General features: G+C 67.2%; 15 protein-coding genes. 10 read left to right on the top strand and 5 right to left on the bottom strand.

Translation table 11 applies throughout. From position 1 onward, the window contains the following. Positions 1-40 precede the first annotated feature (40 nt). The 6 genes from fabG (at position 41) to def (ending at position 4,704) form a co-directional block, all read left to right on the top strand. Positions 41-787, top strand: coding sequence for a 3-oxoacyl-ACP reductase FabG (gene fabG, locus H6717_05370; GenBank protein MCB9576437.1), 747 nt, complete (start codon positions 41-43; stop codon positions 785-787). A 71-nt stretch (positions 788-858) separates the two neighbouring features. Beyond that, positions 859-1,104 (top strand): acyl carrier protein, encoded by a 246-nt coding sequence (gene acpP / locus H6717_05365; protein MCB9576436.1) that lies wholly within the window; start codon positions 859-861, stop codon positions 1,102-1,104. Positions 1,105-1,199: 95 nt separating this feature from the next. Next, positions 1,200-2,447, top strand: a complete 1,248-nt coding sequence (gene fabF / locus H6717_05360; protein ID MCB9576435.1) for a beta-ketoacyl-ACP synthase II — start codon at positions 1,200-1,202, stop codon at positions 2,445-2,447. Between the two features lie 3 nt (positions 2,448-2,450). Continuing rightward, the gene (nrdR, locus tag H6717_05355) at positions 2,451-2,936 is read left to right on the top strand and encodes a transcriptional repressor NrdR (protein MCB9576434.1); all 486 of its coding nucleotides are present in this window, start codon (positions 2,451-2,453) and stop codon (positions 2,934-2,936) included. Between the two features lie 105 nt (positions 2,937-3,041). Next, a complete protein-coding gene (gene ribD / locus H6717_05350) occupies positions 3,042-4,145 on the top strand; it encodes a bifunctional diaminohydroxyphosphoribosylaminopyrimidine deaminase/5-amino-6-(5-phosphoribosylamino)uracil reductase RibD (protein ID MCB9576433.1) in 1,104 nt (367 codons plus the stop codon). A gap of 49 nt (positions 4,146-4,194) precedes the next feature. Next, positions 4,195-4,704: a peptide deformylase gene (gene def / locus H6717_05345; protein MCB9576432.1), complete on the top strand. Its 510-nt coding sequence runs from the start codon at positions 4,195-4,197 to the stop codon at positions 4,702-4,704. Positions 4,705-5,027: 323 nt separating this feature from the next. Here def and tadA read toward each other — a convergent pair whose 3' ends face one another. From tadA to H6717_05330, 3 genes are all read right to left on the bottom strand, one after another. Then, positions 5,028-6,923: a Flp pilus assembly complex ATPase component TadA gene (tadA, locus tag H6717_05340; protein MCB9576431.1), complete on the bottom strand. Its 1,896-nt coding sequence runs from the start codon at positions 6,921-6,923 to the stop codon at positions 5,028-5,030. A 139-nt stretch (positions 6,924-7,062) separates the two neighbouring features. Then, complete coding sequence (locus H6717_05335; GenBank protein MCB9576430.1) at positions 7,063-7,263, bottom strand: hypothetical protein; 201 nt, start codon at positions 7,261-7,263, stop codon at positions 7,063-7,065. A 226-nt stretch (positions 7,264-7,489) separates the two neighbouring features. Beyond that, positions 7,490-7,831, bottom strand: coding sequence for a hypothetical protein (locus H6717_05330; protein MCB9576429.1), 342 nt, complete (start codon positions 7,829-7,831; stop codon positions 7,490-7,492). A gap of 148 nt (positions 7,832-7,979) precedes the next feature. Between H6717_05330 and H6717_05325 the strand changes: the two genes are divergently transcribed. Beyond that, positions 7,980-8,432, top strand: coding sequence for a hypothetical protein (locus H6717_05325; GenBank protein ID MCB9576428.1), 453 nt, complete (start codon positions 7,980-7,982; stop codon positions 8,430-8,432). Between the two features lie 177 nt (positions 8,433-8,609). Beyond that, the gene (locus H6717_05320; protein MCB9576427.1) at positions 8,610-9,605 is read left to right on the top strand and encodes a tetratricopeptide repeat protein; all 996 of its coding nucleotides are present in this window, start codon (positions 8,610-8,612) and stop codon (positions 9,603-9,605) included. A gap of 2 nt (positions 9,606-9,607) precedes the next feature. Here H6717_05320 and H6717_05315 read toward each other — a convergent pair whose 3' ends face one another. Continuing rightward, positions 9,608-10,432: a carbon-nitrogen hydrolase family protein gene (locus H6717_05315; protein MCB9576426.1), complete on the bottom strand. Its 825-nt coding sequence runs from the start codon at positions 10,430-10,432 to the stop codon at positions 9,608-9,610. A 128-nt stretch (positions 10,433-10,560) separates the two neighbouring features. On the opposite strand from H6717_05315, the gene H6717_05310 reads away from it, so the two are divergent. Then, complete coding sequence (locus H6717_05310; protein MCB9576425.1) at positions 10,561-11,970, top strand: sigma 54-dependent Fis family transcriptional regulator; 1,410 nt, start codon at positions 10,561-10,563, stop codon at positions 11,968-11,970. Here the strand turns inward: H6717_05310 and H6717_05305 are convergent. After that, positions 11,958-12,566: a hypothetical protein gene (locus tag H6717_05305; protein MCB9576424.1), complete on the bottom strand. Its 609-nt coding sequence runs from the start codon at positions 12,564-12,566 to the stop codon at positions 11,958-11,960. The genes H6717_05310 and H6717_05305 overlap by 13 nt on opposite strands. Before the next feature lie 316 nt (positions 12,567-12,882). Between H6717_05305 and bamA the strand changes: the two genes are divergently transcribed. Then, positions 12,883-15,432, top strand: a complete 2,550-nt coding sequence (bamA, locus tag H6717_05300) for an outer membrane protein assembly factor BamA (GenBank protein MCB9576423.1) — start codon at positions 12,883-12,885, stop codon at positions 15,430-15,432. The last annotated feature ends 41 nt before the right edge of the window (positions 15,433-15,473 follow it).

Here is a 15,473-nt window from a genome sequence, read left to right as displayed (position 1 = left end):
TAAACACGGCCCGCCGCGGGGCATCCCGGGCACATTTGTCATGTTCGATCTGAGCAACAAAGTCTGCGTCATCACCGGTGGCTCGCGCGGGATCGGCCGAGCCAGCGCGGAGGCGCTCGCGGCTGCCGGAGCCCACGTGGTCATCGGCTACGTGAACGGCGAACAGGCCGCGGCGAGCGTGGCAGAGGGCATCGCCGCCGCAGGCGGCAAGGCGGAGATCGCTCAGTTCGACGTCGGAGACAGTGCCGCTGCGGAAGCCGCGGTCGCTGCCATCGCCAAACGCCTCGGAAGGCTCGACGTGCTGGTGGCCAGCGCCGGCATCAGCGTGGACGGCCTGCTCTTGCGGCTCAAGGAAGAGGACTTCGATCGTATCTTCGCGGTGAACGTGAAGGGCGCCGTGGCCACCGCCCGAGCGGCCATCAAGAGCATGATGCGGGCCCGCACAGGTCGCGTCGTGTTCCTGTCCAGCGTGGTCGGAGAGATGGGAAACGTCGGGCAAACCGCCTATGCGGCCTCCAAGGCCGCGCTCTTGGGCGTGACCAAGAGCTTGGCGCGGGAGTACGCCTCCCGCGGCATCACCGTCAACGCCATCGCCCCGGGCTACGTGGAAACGGACATGACCAGCTCGCTGCCCGAGGAGGCCAAGAAGGCCATGCTCGACGCAGTCCCGTTGGGGCGAGCGGGTACCTCGCAGGACGTGGCGGCGGCAGTGGTGTACTTGGCCTCGGACGAGGCGAGCTACGTGACAGGACAGACGCTGCGCATCAACGGCGGCATGTACATGTGAGAATTTCCGGTTTCGGAAACGAACAACCAAAGCCGACCTCGTAAAGAGGCGTATCCCCAGTTGGAGGCACCATGGCAGGCCGGGACATCGAGGCCGAAGTCAAGCGGATCATCAAGGAACAGCTCGACGTCGACGAGAAAGACATCAAGGCGGAGTCGACGTTCATCGACGACCTCGGCGCTGACTCGTTGGGTTTGGTCGAGCTGGTCCTCGCTTTCGAAGAGGCCTTCGAAATCGACATTCCGGACGAGGACACGGAGAAAATCCGGACCGTCCAGGATGCGATTGACTACATCAACAAGAACGCAAGCGCCTGAGCTCAGGCGCTGGTGCCGCGCCGCTTCGAGCGGCGCGAGCACCCACGCGGACGGGGGCCGTGTGCACGGACTCACCCCTTCCACGAGGTAGCATCATGGAGCGCGTCGTTGTCACCGGCATGGGCTTGGTCACGCCCAACGGAGTGGGCCTGGAGCCCACCTGGAATTCTCTGCTCGCTGGGCAGAGCTCGGCGGGCCCCATCACGCTGTTCGAGCTGGACGAACGCTACCCCACCCGCTTCGCCTGCGAGGTGAAGAACTACGACCCCGCTCAGTACATGGAGCGGAAGAAGCTCAAGGAAGCCACGCGCTTCATCACCTTCGCCATGGGCGCCACCAAGATGGCGATCGAGGACGCCGGGCTCGAGCTCACGGAAGAAGAGCGCGACACCACCGGAACGTTCATTGGCGTGGGGCTCGGGGGCGTCGAAAATCTCGAGCGCTGCACGTTGGTTCTCGAGCACAAAGGGCCGACCAAGGTCAGCCCCTATTTCATTCCCTCCCTCATCGCCAACATGGCGGCCGGACAGGTGTCCATCGCCTTCGGGCTCCGCGGCCCGAGCATCTGCCACACCAGCGCTTGCTCCTCCAGCGGCCACGCCCTCGGAGAAGCCGCTCGCTGGATCCGCGACGGACGCGCCAGCGTGATGGTCGCCGGTGGCGCGGAAGCGACCATCTCGCCCATCGGCGTCACGGGTTTCTCGGCCATGTTCGCCCTCAGCCGTCGCAACGACGCTCCCGAGAAGGCCAGTCGCCCATGGGACACGGGCCGCGACGGCTTCGTGTGCGGCGAGGGCGCCGGCACCTTGATCCTGGAATCGCTCACTCGCGCCAAGAAGCGCGGCGCGCGCATCTTGGCGGAGATCACCGGCTTCGGTGCCTCGAGCGACGCCTATCACATCACCAAGCCCGCTCCCGGCGGCGCGGGAGGCCTGCGCGCCATGAAGCAAGCGCTGGCCGACGCGAAGCTCGCGCCCGATGCCATCGACTACATCAACGCCCACGGCACCAGCACGCCGGCGGGGGACGTGGAAGAGGCGCGGGCCATCGCCCAGCTGTTCGGAGCCCACGCCCTCGACAAGAAGCTGTGGGTCAGCTCCACCAAGAGCATGATGGGACATCTCCTCGGCGCCGCGGGGGCCGTGGAAGCGGCCATCTGCGTGAAGGCCATCGAGACCGGGCGTGTGCCCCCCACCATCAACCTGGACGACCAGGACCCCGAGTGCCCTCTGGACTTCATCGCCCACACCGCGCGGGAACGCCGCGTTCGGCACGCGATGACGAACTCCTTCGGCTTCGGAGGCACCAACGCGACGCTCGTGCTGTCCGCCTACGAGGGCTGAGACATGCAGTGCCCGTCGTGCCGTCAGATGGAGAGTCGGGTGGTCGACTCGCGCTTGGTCACCGGTGGGACGGTAACCTGGCGCCGCCGCGAGTGTGACGCTTGCAAACGCCGCTTCACCACTTACGAGCGAGTGGAGCTATCGCTGCCCACGGTGGTCAAGAAGGACGGCCAACGCGAGCCCTTCGACCGCAACAAGGTGCTCGCCAGCCTGCGCATCGCCTGCAACAAGCGACCGGTATCCGCCGACGCCCTGGAAGAAGAAGCGGAGTGCCTGGAACGCGAGCTGTCGGAGAGCGGTGAGCGCGAAGTCAGCTCCATGGAAATCGGCGAACGCGTGATGGCGCGCCTGAAAAAGCTCGACGAGGTCGCCTACGTGCGCTTTGCGAGCGTTTACAAGTCGTTCCGCGACATCGACGAGTTCATGCGCGAAATGAGCGCGCTCGTTCACGCGCGCGGGTTGGACGACACTCCCCGGAAGAGCTCCTGATGCAGTGGTCGCCTTGTGGGTCCGAGAGTGGCCCGCTAAAGTCCCCCTCGGAGCCGTCGCTCCAGATCACCGAGAACCCAAGTGGCTGACGTCGATGCCAAGTTGATGGCCCGCGCCATCGAGATCGCCCAGGGTGGCGACCCCTCGCCGAATCCCCACGTGGGTTCGGTGGTGGCGGACGGCGAGACCATCCTTGCCGAAGGCTTTCACGCCGCAGTCGGCCTGGAGCACGCCGAGATCGTCGCCCTCCGGGAAGCGGGGGAGTCCGCGCGGGGCAAGACCCTGTACGTGACGCTGGAGCCCTGCAACCACGAGGGCCGGACCCCGCCCTGCGTGGACGCGATTCTGGCGGCGGGCATCGGCCGCGTGGTGGTCGGCTGCAAGGATCCCAATCCCGGCGTCGAGGGTGGGGGTATCGAGCGGCTCGAAGCCGCCGGGGTGGAAGTCGTCGTCGGCGTGCTCGAGAAAGAAGCCAAGAAGCTCATCGAGCCGTGGAGCAAGTACATCACCGAGCAGGCGTCGTACTTATCCCTCAAGCTGGCCGTCAGCCTCGATGGCCGCATCGCCACCCGCACCGGCGCTTCCAAGTGGATCACCTGCGCGGACTCCCGCGCGCGCGTTCACCTGCTCCGCACTCGGCACGACGCGGTGATGGTGGGCATCAACACCGTAATAGCGGACGATCCGCGCCTCACCGTCCGGGACGTGCCGGGCCGCAGCCCCGTCCGCGTGGTGATGGACAGCAAGCTCCGCATCCCCACCAGCTGCCAGCTGGTGCAGACGGCCAAAGAGGTGCCCACCTGCGTGGTGACGACGGTAGATGCATCCCGCGCCGTGGCCGAGTCTCTGGAAGATCTCGGTGTCAGCGTGATCCGAGTGCCTGCTTCGGCAGAAGGCCGCTGCGACTTGCGCGTCACCCTGCGCGAGCTGGCGCTGCGCGAGGTCGTGAGCGTCTTGTGTGAAGGCGGCGCAGAGCTCGCGGGCAGCCTGCTCGCCGGCGGTTTGCCCGACGAGATGCACGTGTTCTTGGCACCGGTGCTGCTCGGTCCTCGCGGGCGGCCGGGCGCAGTGGACTGGGCCGGCCCCGAGAATCCCGCAGACGCGCCCCGTATCGAATCGCCCCGCTGGGAGCTGTGTGGCAACGATGCCTACGTCTCCGGGCGCCTCGTGTATCCGAAGAAGAGCACGCGCACGACCACCGCGAGCTGAGGGTCTGCCAATTGCGGGACTCCCAGGTGGGTGTTACGTTTTGCATCCGATGGCAGTCCTCGAGATCCTCGAATACCCGGACCCGCGCCTGCGCGAGGTAGCCAAGCCCGTGGAAAAGGTAACGGCGGAAATCCGCCAGCTGGCGGAGGACATGGCCGAGACCATGTACGCGGCCCCCGGCGTGGGGCTCGCCGCGCCGCAGGTCGGCGTGGGTCTGCGCATCTTCGTCATCGACATCGCGGACGAGGACGAGCCGAGCGATCTCCGGACCTTCATCAATCCGGAAATCACCAAGACGGACGGCTCGCAAATGTGGAACGAGGGCTGCCTCTCCTTCCCGGGCGTCAGCGAGGAGATCAAGCGCGCGGAGCGCGTGGTGGTGCGCGCCTTGGATGCCAAAGGCAAGCCCTTCGAGCTGGAGGCAGACGGCCTCCTCGCCGTGGCGATCCAACACGAAAACGATCATCTGAACGGCGTCTTGATGATCGACAAGCTCAGCGCCCTGAAGAAGCGCCGCATGGGCCGCAAGCTCGCCAAGCGCCCCAGCGCCAACGCCTGAGCCCAGCGCCAAAGCCCGACGCGAGCTCACCTGCGCGCGACGCAGCCAGCGCACCCGCGCAGCCTGACGCAGCCAGCTCACCTGCGCCTGACGCAGCCAGCTCACCCCGACGCAGCCAGCTCACCCCGACGCAGCCAGCTCAGCCCGACGCAGCCAGCTCACCTGCGCCACTGCTGGACGCAGCTCGCCGAGGAAGACGCCGGGCCTGGTGCTTCCACGTCTGCCTTTGTTGGTGCAGCGCGGAACCGCGCGCTCCGGACCGCGCGGTTCCGCGGCGAACCGACATGATCGGCCCGAGGGCAGCACCCAAACGTCGCCGCGCGTCAGTGGGACGGCGGCCGGGTGAACAGCGAGCTCTCCAAGCTGAAGCCGCGTGAGCTCACTTCGTCGGCGATGCGCGGCACGGAGCCGGAGGCGTTGAACGTACCTTCCACGGCGCCGCCCGCCGCCGTGCGCTCCACGTTGAAGGAGAACACGTCGGCGATGCGGATCTCCTCCGGGGAGGTGCCCGCGAGCTCGGCCACGCGGAGCACTCGGTGCCGGCCATCGCGCAGCCGGCCCACTTCCACCACCACGTCGAAGGCCGAGGCCACCCACTCCCGCGCCGCCGCCATGGAGGCGCCACCGCGCCCGGCAACCACGTCGGCGGTGAGACGGCCCAGGGCGCGGCGCACGTTGGGCGCATGGGCCACGGCAATGATGCCGTCCAGGCCCTCGCCGGTCGCGTCCACCAGCGCTGCGGTGACCTCGCGGCGAGCGAGCTCCGCTACCACCCGCACGTCGGGCACGTGGGCCGCGGTGGCGAGCATGCGGGCAGCGTCCATCGGTGCGTCGGCCACCGACAGCCAAGCGGCATGCGGCGCGTTGCCGCTCACCAGATCGTCGAAGTCGAGCAGGGCCACGACCGGGCACGCGGGCGCGGCCACGCCCACCAGCGCACTGGCGACGGACGCGGTGCCTTCGTCGCGCGGGCCCACGACCAACACGTTGACGCGGGCAGCGACGCAGTGATGAAGGAACGTCGCCATGGCGCGGGACACCGTGCCTCGCCGCACGAGATCCTCCACCGAACCCCCTGCCCGGCGCGGCTTCTCGATCACGAGCAGGGGACCCGTGGCCGACGCTGCACCGGTGATGGCACACAAGCGCGAGCCGTCTCGGAGGCGTCGCTCCACGACCGTCTCCTGATCTTGATGCGGGGCGCCGGCGGCATGGCACAGCCGCCGTACGATGCGCAACACCGCCGCGGGGGAGGAGAACGCCGTCTCGCTCTGCACCGAGCGATCCCCGCGAGCCGCCACCAGGTGGTCGTGACGCGTGAGGGCGATGCTCGCTACGCTGACGTCCATCAGCAGGGGACCCAACGGGCCGAGCTCCAACAGCTCCGCCCGGGCGTCGGACAGTACCCGCGCCCCGTCCAGAGAAGCGTCCAGCCCACCGGACGCCCGGAGCCGCTCCAACTGCTCGGAAAGCGCTTGTTCCACGGCGCCGCGCCCCACGTCGGTGACGTTGCCCTCCACCGCACTCGGGCCCACGGCCTCGAGGGTCTTGTCCACCAGCAGCGCGACCGCTTGGCGCAGCGCGCTCACCTGGTGGTCGATGCGATCTTCGTTGGAAGGCGCCACGGCCCGCGCGTCGATGTCCGCGTGGGAAACGTCCACCATGCTACCGGCTTGGCGCTCCGACGGATGCGAATCACGATCGGGACCGGACGGACGCGGGCCTGAGGGCACACGCGGCGGACCGGGGACTTTCGGATAGCTGGCGCCGCTCGCGTCTTCGTGCCCTTCCGCGGGAAAGTTCGTCGCGCCCGAGCCCGGCTCTGCGGCAGCGCTCTCGCGCGCGAGCACGGGTCCGCTCCCGGTCTGGTCCCCGACCTCGTCGGCTTGGGACTGACCTTCCGGCACCTCGATGCGAAGCACGAAGTCACCGATGTAGATGCGATCGCCTTCGCGAACGATCGTCGCTTGGGAGATGCGCCGACGATTCACGTAGGTGCCGTTGGTGCTGTTCAGATCGGTGACGATGAAGCGACCGTCACGATAGATGAGCCGGGCGTGACGCTTCGAGACGTTGCCCTTCGGCAACATCAAATCGTTTCCCTGGACCCGACCGACGCTGATTTCCGTCCGTTCGAAGACTTCGCGTCGCTCGGCTCCCCCTTTTTCGCTGATCACGATGGCGAACACGGGTCGGCTGGCCTGATTGGGGGAAATCACAGCGATTGTCCCCGAAATTTAGCCGATAACGCCCACCGCCTGTCAACGCTAGCGCGCGGACAAAGTACGATTTCTGCTCGATTTTCCCGAGCACCGCCCCCGGCCCCGTTCGCCGGCCTCAGGGCCGACGTCGGTTTCGTCAGGCGCTTTCGTCGCTTCCATCGTCCGGGGACGCCATTCGGACGTCCGTCGCCACGTGGCTCAGGAGCTCTCCAGCGAGCTCCATCACGTCCCGCTCGGTGAGACCGCTGGCGCGGAGCTCTCGATAGATGGTCTTGGCCAGGATGCGAACGGCGCGAGGGTCGCGAGGATTGGAAGCTGTCTCGAACGGAAGGGCCATCTGGCTGAACCAGCACGGGGGGTTGATCCGCGCTCGGTGCATGCCCTTCATGAAAGAATGATGCCGACGCGAGTGGCTCCGTGTCTCGACCCATTCTAGCGACGTTTTTCCACTGAGCGTCCGCGCACGCGCGAACACTGCTTCGCACTCGCCGCGAACCCGGTCTCACATGCGTCATCGGCGCAGCAGCAGCCTCGGCTACTGGTTCAACAACTCGGCCCAGCGCTCAGTCCTCGAACACGAAGGACGAGGGTTCGGGGTAGTCCGCCACCAGCTGCTTCTCGGGACGTTCCACCTCGCACAGCAGGCTGGTGACCAAATCGCGGCCTTCCCCGCCGAAGTACAATGCTTCGCCCACCTCCGGCTCGCCGTCGGCGGGAAGCGCGACGCCGTTGGGCTGGAAGCGCACACGCCCCGCCAGGGTGCGCGTGAGGGCCAGATGGGCCGGCAGCCAAGTGCCGGAACGGCGGTCACGGACGGCAACGCATACCCCCGAACGGAAGTGATATTCCGTATTTCGGGTCACGTACATGCGGTGCTGGCGGCGTTCGGGACCGGCGTAGGCGATGCTCGTCTTGGACACGGCGTTTCTCCTCCAAGCCGGAGGGTAGAGAGGAGCCGCCGGCCCAGCCAAGATTTCGGAGAGCGCCCCCGTAAGCGCTTAACGAAGCGCCGCGAACTTCTGGTCCGGGCGACGCTCACCGTACGATCACGAAGTGAAGCAGCGCCCCGGTCCCGGACTGCACAAGACGAAGGGCCTCGTCCTCGTCGAGCAGCGCACCGTGCAGATGTGGCGCAGTGCGGACTACCGCTGGCGCGAGCTGTTCGAGAGCGCCGACGTGATGAGCGAGGGCGCGACCCGCGACGAAAGCGACGGCCGCACCTACTACGGCTCCACCAGCGTGCTCCTGCCGCTCGAATCCAGAGGTGGACGGGTACCGGACGCGGATGCAGGACGCGTGCTGCGCGTGATCGCGGTCGATCCACATGCTCGGCTGCGCGCCGTGCGCATCGCGTGTCTGGAGGCACAGCTCCGCGCCGGCGCACCGATTGGTCGCGTCCACGCCGAGCTCTTCGTGCGACGCGACGCCCGCGGAGTGCGCATCGACGTCGACGTCGAAGCGCGCGTTTTCGAGCAAGGTCAAGAGCGCACGCGTCGCCGCTCCTGACTCGCCCGCGCATTCGACTCCCCTCGTCAAGGGCGTTTCTCGACATGCGAACGCACGCTGGTATGCGCGTGAAGATCGCGCTTCAAATGGCCGCCGTCACGTTTCAATCGCCTCGGCCCTTGACACCTGGCGCGCCGCGGAAGAATTCGTGACATAAGCAGTACCTGCGGATCAGTCATGGGGCGCAAGAAGCGGCGCGACGAAAAAGTCATCCACGTGGTGTTCGGTCCTGGCGGCGGACGCGTGGAAAATGAAAAGCAACGACCCAACCCGAGTCGCCAAGAGACCTCCACGTCCAGCCGGGAGCCCCTCACGGACCTGTTCACGCGGGGGGAGATCGCTCGGCTTCTCGGGATCACGCCGGGGCGCCTTCGCACGCTCGATCGCGCGGGGGTCGTGTCTCCCAGTGGCCGCCGTCGCGGAAAGCGCGCCTACACCTTTGCAGACCTGATCGCGCTGCGGGCCGCACAGACGCTTCTGGATCGCGCCGTGCGCCTGCGGGACGTGACGCGGGCGGTGAACGTGCTCAAGCGCAGCTTGCCGCGGGTAACCCGCCCGCTCGCCGAGTTGCGCATCGTTTCCGACGGCCAGCGCGTGGTGGTGCGCACCCAGGACGGCTCCTACGAGCCGCTCACGGGACAAATGGTGCTCGACTTCGAGGTTCGCTCACTACGGGACGACGTGGTGCGCGTGCTCAGGCCTTCCGCGGGGCGCGAGCGCGCGCGCACCGCCTACGAGCTGTACCTCAGGGCCAGCGAGCTGGACGAGGATCCGCTCACCATGGACCAGGCCGAGGACCTGTATCGCAGGGCCGTCGAGCTGGATCCGTGGCTGGCCATCGCCTACACGAACCTCGGCAACATTCGCTTTCGACGCCACGATCCGGACGGCGCCGAAGCGCTGTACAAGAAGGCGCTGGAGATGGACCCGCGCCAGCCCGAGGCCCAATACAACCTCGGCTACGTGATGCTCGAGCGCGGCCGACCGGAGCTGGCCATCCCGCTGTTCCACGGCGCACTGGAGAGCGACTCCAAGTTCGCCGACGCGTACTTCAACCTGGCGATGGCCTACGAGCAGGTCGGCGAAACGCAGAAGGCGCGGCCGTACTGGAAGAGCTACATCGCACTCGAGCCGCGGGGCACTTGGACCGAGATCGCCAAGCGCCACCTGTGAGCTCAACGGATGCGGCGATGCCGAAGACTCGGCACTGAACCGCGCACGCGTTCCAGAAGCTCCCGCGTGAGCTCGGCGGTGACGACACCGAGGCCGTCGGAGCACTCCGCCACCACCAGACCCCAGGGGTCGGCGACGAGCGAGTGCCCATAAGAAGCGCGCCCGCGGGTGTGCTTGCCCCACTGCCCTGCCGCTACCACCCAGGACTGGCTCTCGATGGCTCGTGCGCGGAGCAGCACGTGCCAGTGGTCCTTGCCCGTTTGCAGGGTGAAGGCCGCCGGAACCAGGAGGACCTCCGCGCCCTGGTCAGAAAGCGCTCGATACAGCTCCGGAAAGCGCAGGTCGTAGCAAATGGATAGCCCGACGCGGAAACCGCCCACCTCCACCACCACCGCGCCCTCTCCGCCCGTGGTCGCCTCCGACTCGGCCAGGACGGTTCCGTCCGACAGCTCCACGTCGAACAAGTGGATCTTGCGGTAGCTCGCCAGGAGCTCCCCGGTGGGCCCCAGCACGGCGCAGGTGTTGAACGGGCGCTCGGGATCGCCGCTCGCTTCCGGAAAGCCACCGGCCACGATGGTGATGGACAGCTCCTTCGCGAGCCGTCGCACGGCCCCCTGGATCGGCGCGTCGAAGTCGCCGAGCTTCTCGGCGTGACTGCGCTTGAGCGGTTCGGGACCGAGAAACGCGAAGTTCTCGGGCAGCACCACCATCTGTGCGCCACGCGACGCGGCTTCGTGCACCAGCTCGTTCACGCGCGCGAGGTTTTCGGGAACGTCCTCGGCGCTCGACAGCTGGACGGCGGCAACCTGGAGCGAGCTCGAATCCATGGCCATGGGTGGGAGCATAAGGCGCCAATCCTGCCTCGAAAAGCGAGGGACTGGTTTCGCGCCACGCGGGTCGGTACATTGGTGCCGCTGGCAGTGCCGGCATCAGCCCGAGGGACGAGCAGTACTCAATGGTCGAAAAGACGACCGGCGCGATGCAAGAGTTCGGTACCCCGGTCGCACCCGGCCGCGGGGCGATGGCCGGACTGGTGCTGCTCTACACCGAGGAGTACCCCGCGCTGCCCCCGGCCTTCATGCTGGACCGACCGCGGCTGGTCGTGGGCCGAGACGAGACGGCAGACCTGCCCTTGCCCGTGGGGGCCGTGTCCCGCATCCACGCCGAGCTCTCGTGGGAGCGAAGCTCCTGGGTGATCCGCGATCTCGGTAGCCGCAACGGCACCCTGGTGGACGGCCGCCCGGTTTCGGCCGTGGAGCTGGAGCCCGGCAACGAAATTCGCATCGGCGACGCCATCTTCAAGTTCGTCGACAAACACGCCGAGCTGTACTCGAGCTTCCGCATCGACGGCGCGCTGGTCGCGGGGGGCACGCGGCGGGGTCAGAGCGCCGACGCACTGGTCGGCGGCTATCAGATGGATCGCATCGGCTCCGACCTCGTGCGCATCGCCCCCACGCCCCTCAGCGTGATGCTCCTGGGCGAAAGCGGCACGGGCAAGGAAGTGGTCGCGCGCGAGCTTCACCGCCTGAGCGGGCGGCGTGGCGGATTCTACGCCGTCAACTGCGCAGCGATCCCGGGACCGCTGCTGGAGAGCGAGCTGTTCGGATACAAGCGCGGAGCATTCTCCGGAGCCGACCGAGACAAGCCAGGGCTCATCCGCTTGGCGCATGGAGGCACGCTGCTCTTGGACGAGATCGGCGACATGCCGCTGGAGGCCCAGGCGAAGCTCCTGCGCGTGCTGCAAGCCAAGGAGGTGTTTCCCCTGGGTGCCACGGCGCCGGAGCAAGTGGACGTGCGTATCGTGTGCGCGACGCACCGAGACCTGTGGCGCCTGCAGAAGGGTGGCTCGTTCCGCGAGGACCTGTTCGCTCGGCTGAACGAGTATCAGCTCCGACTCCCCCCGCTCAGGGACCGCAAGGAAGACGTGTACATGCTGGTGCGCACGTTTCTGGCGCGCCACGGCGGCACCGCCCTGCGGCCCACCTTCGCCTTCATGATCGCGCTGTTGCACTACGATTGGCCGTACAACGTGCGAGAGCTCGAAGCCTGCATCAAGCGCTGCGTGGCGCTCAGCGAGGGGCCCGTTCTCGACCAAGACATGGTTCCGGAGCCTGTGCGGCAGGCCATGTCCGATTACGGGGCGCCGCTCCCGTCCGCTCCGCGGGTCAGCCACCCGCCGCCGTCCAACGTCCAGGCTCCGGCGGCGGCACCCTCCGCGGCGCCAACCGAAGCGGAGCTCCGCGCGCTGCTCACCGCGCACGCGGGCAACATCGCCGCCGTCGGGCGCGAGCTGGGCAAGGCGCGCATGCAGGTTCATCGCTGGATGAAGCGCTTCAACATCCAGATCGAAGACTACCGCAGCTGACACGGGTCGTCGGTGGCCGCCGTCCGCGCCAGCTCGCAGGCACTTTTCACGCAGCTGCCATCGACGCACAGGCGCGTCTTGAACGCCGACTTGCTACGGGGACAGGCACAGCACTGCTCCGCGCACACGGACGCGCTCTGACATGGCGCGCCGGGCGGTGCGCCCGCCACCAGCGTCCCGCAGCCCTGACAGCCGGCACGGGTGACCTCGGCGCGCACGGCACGCCCCTTCACCGAGCGCGACACGAGCTCCGTCGAGCCCGCGTTCTCGCAAGGCGCTCGGCAGGCAACGAGCCGCGCGTACTGTCGCGAGCAACCGGTCACGCCCTGTCCGGTCTCGAGGCAGACGGATGCCGAGCAGTGTGCGGACTCACAGCTCAATCCCCTAGCTGCGGTGCAGCGCATCGCCGACAGCCACTCGGTCTCGCAGCTCGCCTTGCGCGCGGTCTGCTCTTGGCCCCGGCAACCGACCACGCAGCGCTCGTGGTCTTCGGGCCCGAGGCCCGCGCGGCCGCAACCTGCCTGCGTCAGCCGAGCGCACGCTGCGACGCAGGGGTCGGCGGGGCTGGACGACCGGCAAGCGCCCAGCAGAGCCACGACGGCCAAGATGTATGGCGAGAGACGCAGGCTCCGAAGTTTGTCTGAATCCTGCAGGGGATCCGGCCAAATCCGCGGCGTCTCGGCCTGGCCCGACCGCCCGGGACGAAAACCGGACGCCCGGTCGACCCGTGCTCTTCGCTTTTCGCTGGATTTTCAGCGTACGACTTGAGACGACCGCGGCTCTGGGCTACGTGGAGCCCCGCGATTTCGGGCACATGGCGGTCACTTCCGACAACTCGATCCCCACCGACACGGTCAGCCGCATGGGCACGACCGCGCCCCGATGATGCGTTTGGGAAAGCGGCCGCCGTCGATGCAAATCCCGCCCACCATTGGATGCCGCTTCCTCGGCTGGCTGTGGCGCGCCGCAGCACTGCTGCTGGTCGTGTTGGCTCCCGCCCGCGCGTTGGCCCAGCCCGCCCCCGCGGCGGAGCCCAAGGAGGACGCCGCCGAGGCTCCGCTCTCCACGCCTGCCACGCTGCCGTCACTCCCGGCGACGGACGCGGACAAGGCGCGAGGCGCCACCATCGTGCGCATCGACGTGGTGGGCAACCAGCGGGTTACCAAGAGCGACATCCTCACCTACCTCCGAGAACGGGTCGGAACGGCCTTCGCTCCCGAGACGCTTTCGCAAGATGTCCGCGAGCTCTGGAACTCCGGCTACTTCGACGACATCGTCGTGGAGCTCGACCGCGGAGACGACGGCGTCGGGTTGCGTTTCGTCGTGCGTGAGCGCCCCAGCATCGGGCAGGTGGTCTTCACCGGCAACGACGAGATCGACAGCGACGACCTGCTGGAGGCGATCGAGGTCAAGGACGGCACCATTCTCAGCTACCCGGCGGTGCAGCGGAGCGTTCAGAAGATCCGCGACATGTACGCCGAAAAAGGCTTCTTTCTGGCGGAGGTGAAGAGCGAGGTCATCCCGCAGAAGAACAACGAGGTGGTGATCCGCTTCAACATCAAGGAAGAGGCTCAAGTCAGCGTCCGACGCATCACCTTCATCGGCAACCACAGCATCAGCGACGACGAGCTGCGGGAGGTGATGTTCACGGGCAACGCGGGCTTCTTCGCGTTTGGGTCCGGCGGCCCGTTCCGGCAAGACGCGTTCGAGCGCGATATCGCCGTCATCAGCGCGCTGTACTACGACCGCGGATTCCTCAGCGTTCAAATCAGCACCCCCCGGGTGATGCTCACGCCGGACAAGAGCGGCATCGAGGTGAGCCTCACCATCGACGAAGGCCCTCGCTACCGCATCCGCCAACTGCGCGTGTACGAGCGCGGCGTGGAAGGCACCGAGGTCGAGCCCATCAACGGCCGCCGCAACCTACGCAACATGGTGCGCGCCAAACCGGGTGACTACTTCAATCGCGCCGAGCTGCTCGAAGACCTGCAGGCGGTGCGCACGCTCTACCGCGACCACGGCTACGCGAACGTGGAAGCCAATCCGCAAACGCGCCTCGATCCCGAGCGGGCCGAGGTGGACATCGTCGTCCCGGTGATCCGTGGGCCTTTGGTGTATTTCGAGCGCATCGAGGTACGCGGCAACTCCAAGACTCGGGACAAGGTGATCCGCCGCGAAATGGAGGTCACCGAAGGCGAGCTGTTCAACGAGACTCGGCTCGAGAAATCACGCCAACGCATCACTGCGCTGGGCTTCTTCGAACGCGTCGACGTCTCCACGGAGGAAGGCTCGGCGCCCGACAAGATGCAGGTGAACGTAGAGGTCACCGAACGCCCCACGGGCACGTTCCAGGTAGGCGCGGGCTTCTCCAGCATCGAGAACTTCATCGCCACTGCGCAGGTGCAACAAGCGAACCTCTTCGGCCACGGCCAGAGCCTCTCCCTGCAGGCTCAAGTGAGCGGCCTGCGCCAGTTGGTCAACCTGCGCTTTTACGAGCCCTACTTCCTCGACAGTCCCTTCTCCGCAAGCGTGGACCTCTACGACCAGCTGCGGATCTTCAACGACTTCTCTCAGTCGAGCCGCGGTGGGTCGCTCACCTTCGGCTATCCGTTGGTGGAGCCCGAGCTCACGGCCTCCGTCACCTACACCGCGGAGTTGGATCGAGTCTCGACGCAGACGCAATCCACCTTCTTGGGCACATCGAGCGCGGTCAGCGTCTTCACCCGCCTGCCCTTGGCCAATCTGTTCAACGACGGGCTCACCTCGAGCATTCGCCCGGCGCTCACCTACGACACGCGGGACAACCGCCTGTTCCCCACCGCCGGCATCTACCTGCGCGGCTCGACGGAGCTGGCGACTCCCATCCTGGCCAGCGACAACGAGTTCATCCGCCATCGCTTCCAGGGGCGGTTCTACTACCCCATCGGCGCGGGCTTCGTGTTGAAGCTGAACACCGAGGCCGGCCACGTCACGAGCCCCTCGAGCGAGGGCGTGCCGATCTTCGCGCGCTTCTTCCTGGGCGGCATTCTCGACGTCCGAGGCTTCCGCTTCCGCACCATCGGCCCACGGATCCGCCTCACGCGCAGCACCGACCCGAACAGCGCTCCGATCCTGAACGGCGCCAACATCGGCGGTAACTTGATGTACTTCCAGAATCTGGAGCTCGAGTTTCCGATCATCGACAAGGTCGGGATCCGTGGCGTGCTGTTCACGGACGCCGGCAACGCCTGGAACCTGGAAGACAACTACTGCCAGGCCACGGGTAGCCAGGCCGACTACGCCGTCACCAGCCCGTGCTTCGACGGCCTCAGTAGTCTCGCCGCCCTCCGCACGTCCTACGGCTTCGGTATCCGCTGGTTTTCGCCCCTCGGCCCGCTGCGCTTCGAGTGGGGCTTCCCCTTCAAGCCGCTCCCGTACGAGGAATCGAGCGTGTTCGAGTTCACAATCGGGAATTTCTTCTGACCCGGCGCGCCCGCGGGCTACCAATTCCCGCGTGATCGCGC

This window comes from Polyangiaceae bacterium, assembly GCA_020633235.1.
Classification (GTDB): domain Bacteria; phylum Myxococcota_A; class Polyangia; order Polyangiales; family Polyangiaceae; genus JACKEA01.
This window is presented reverse-complemented; position numbering and strand designations above follow the sequence as displayed.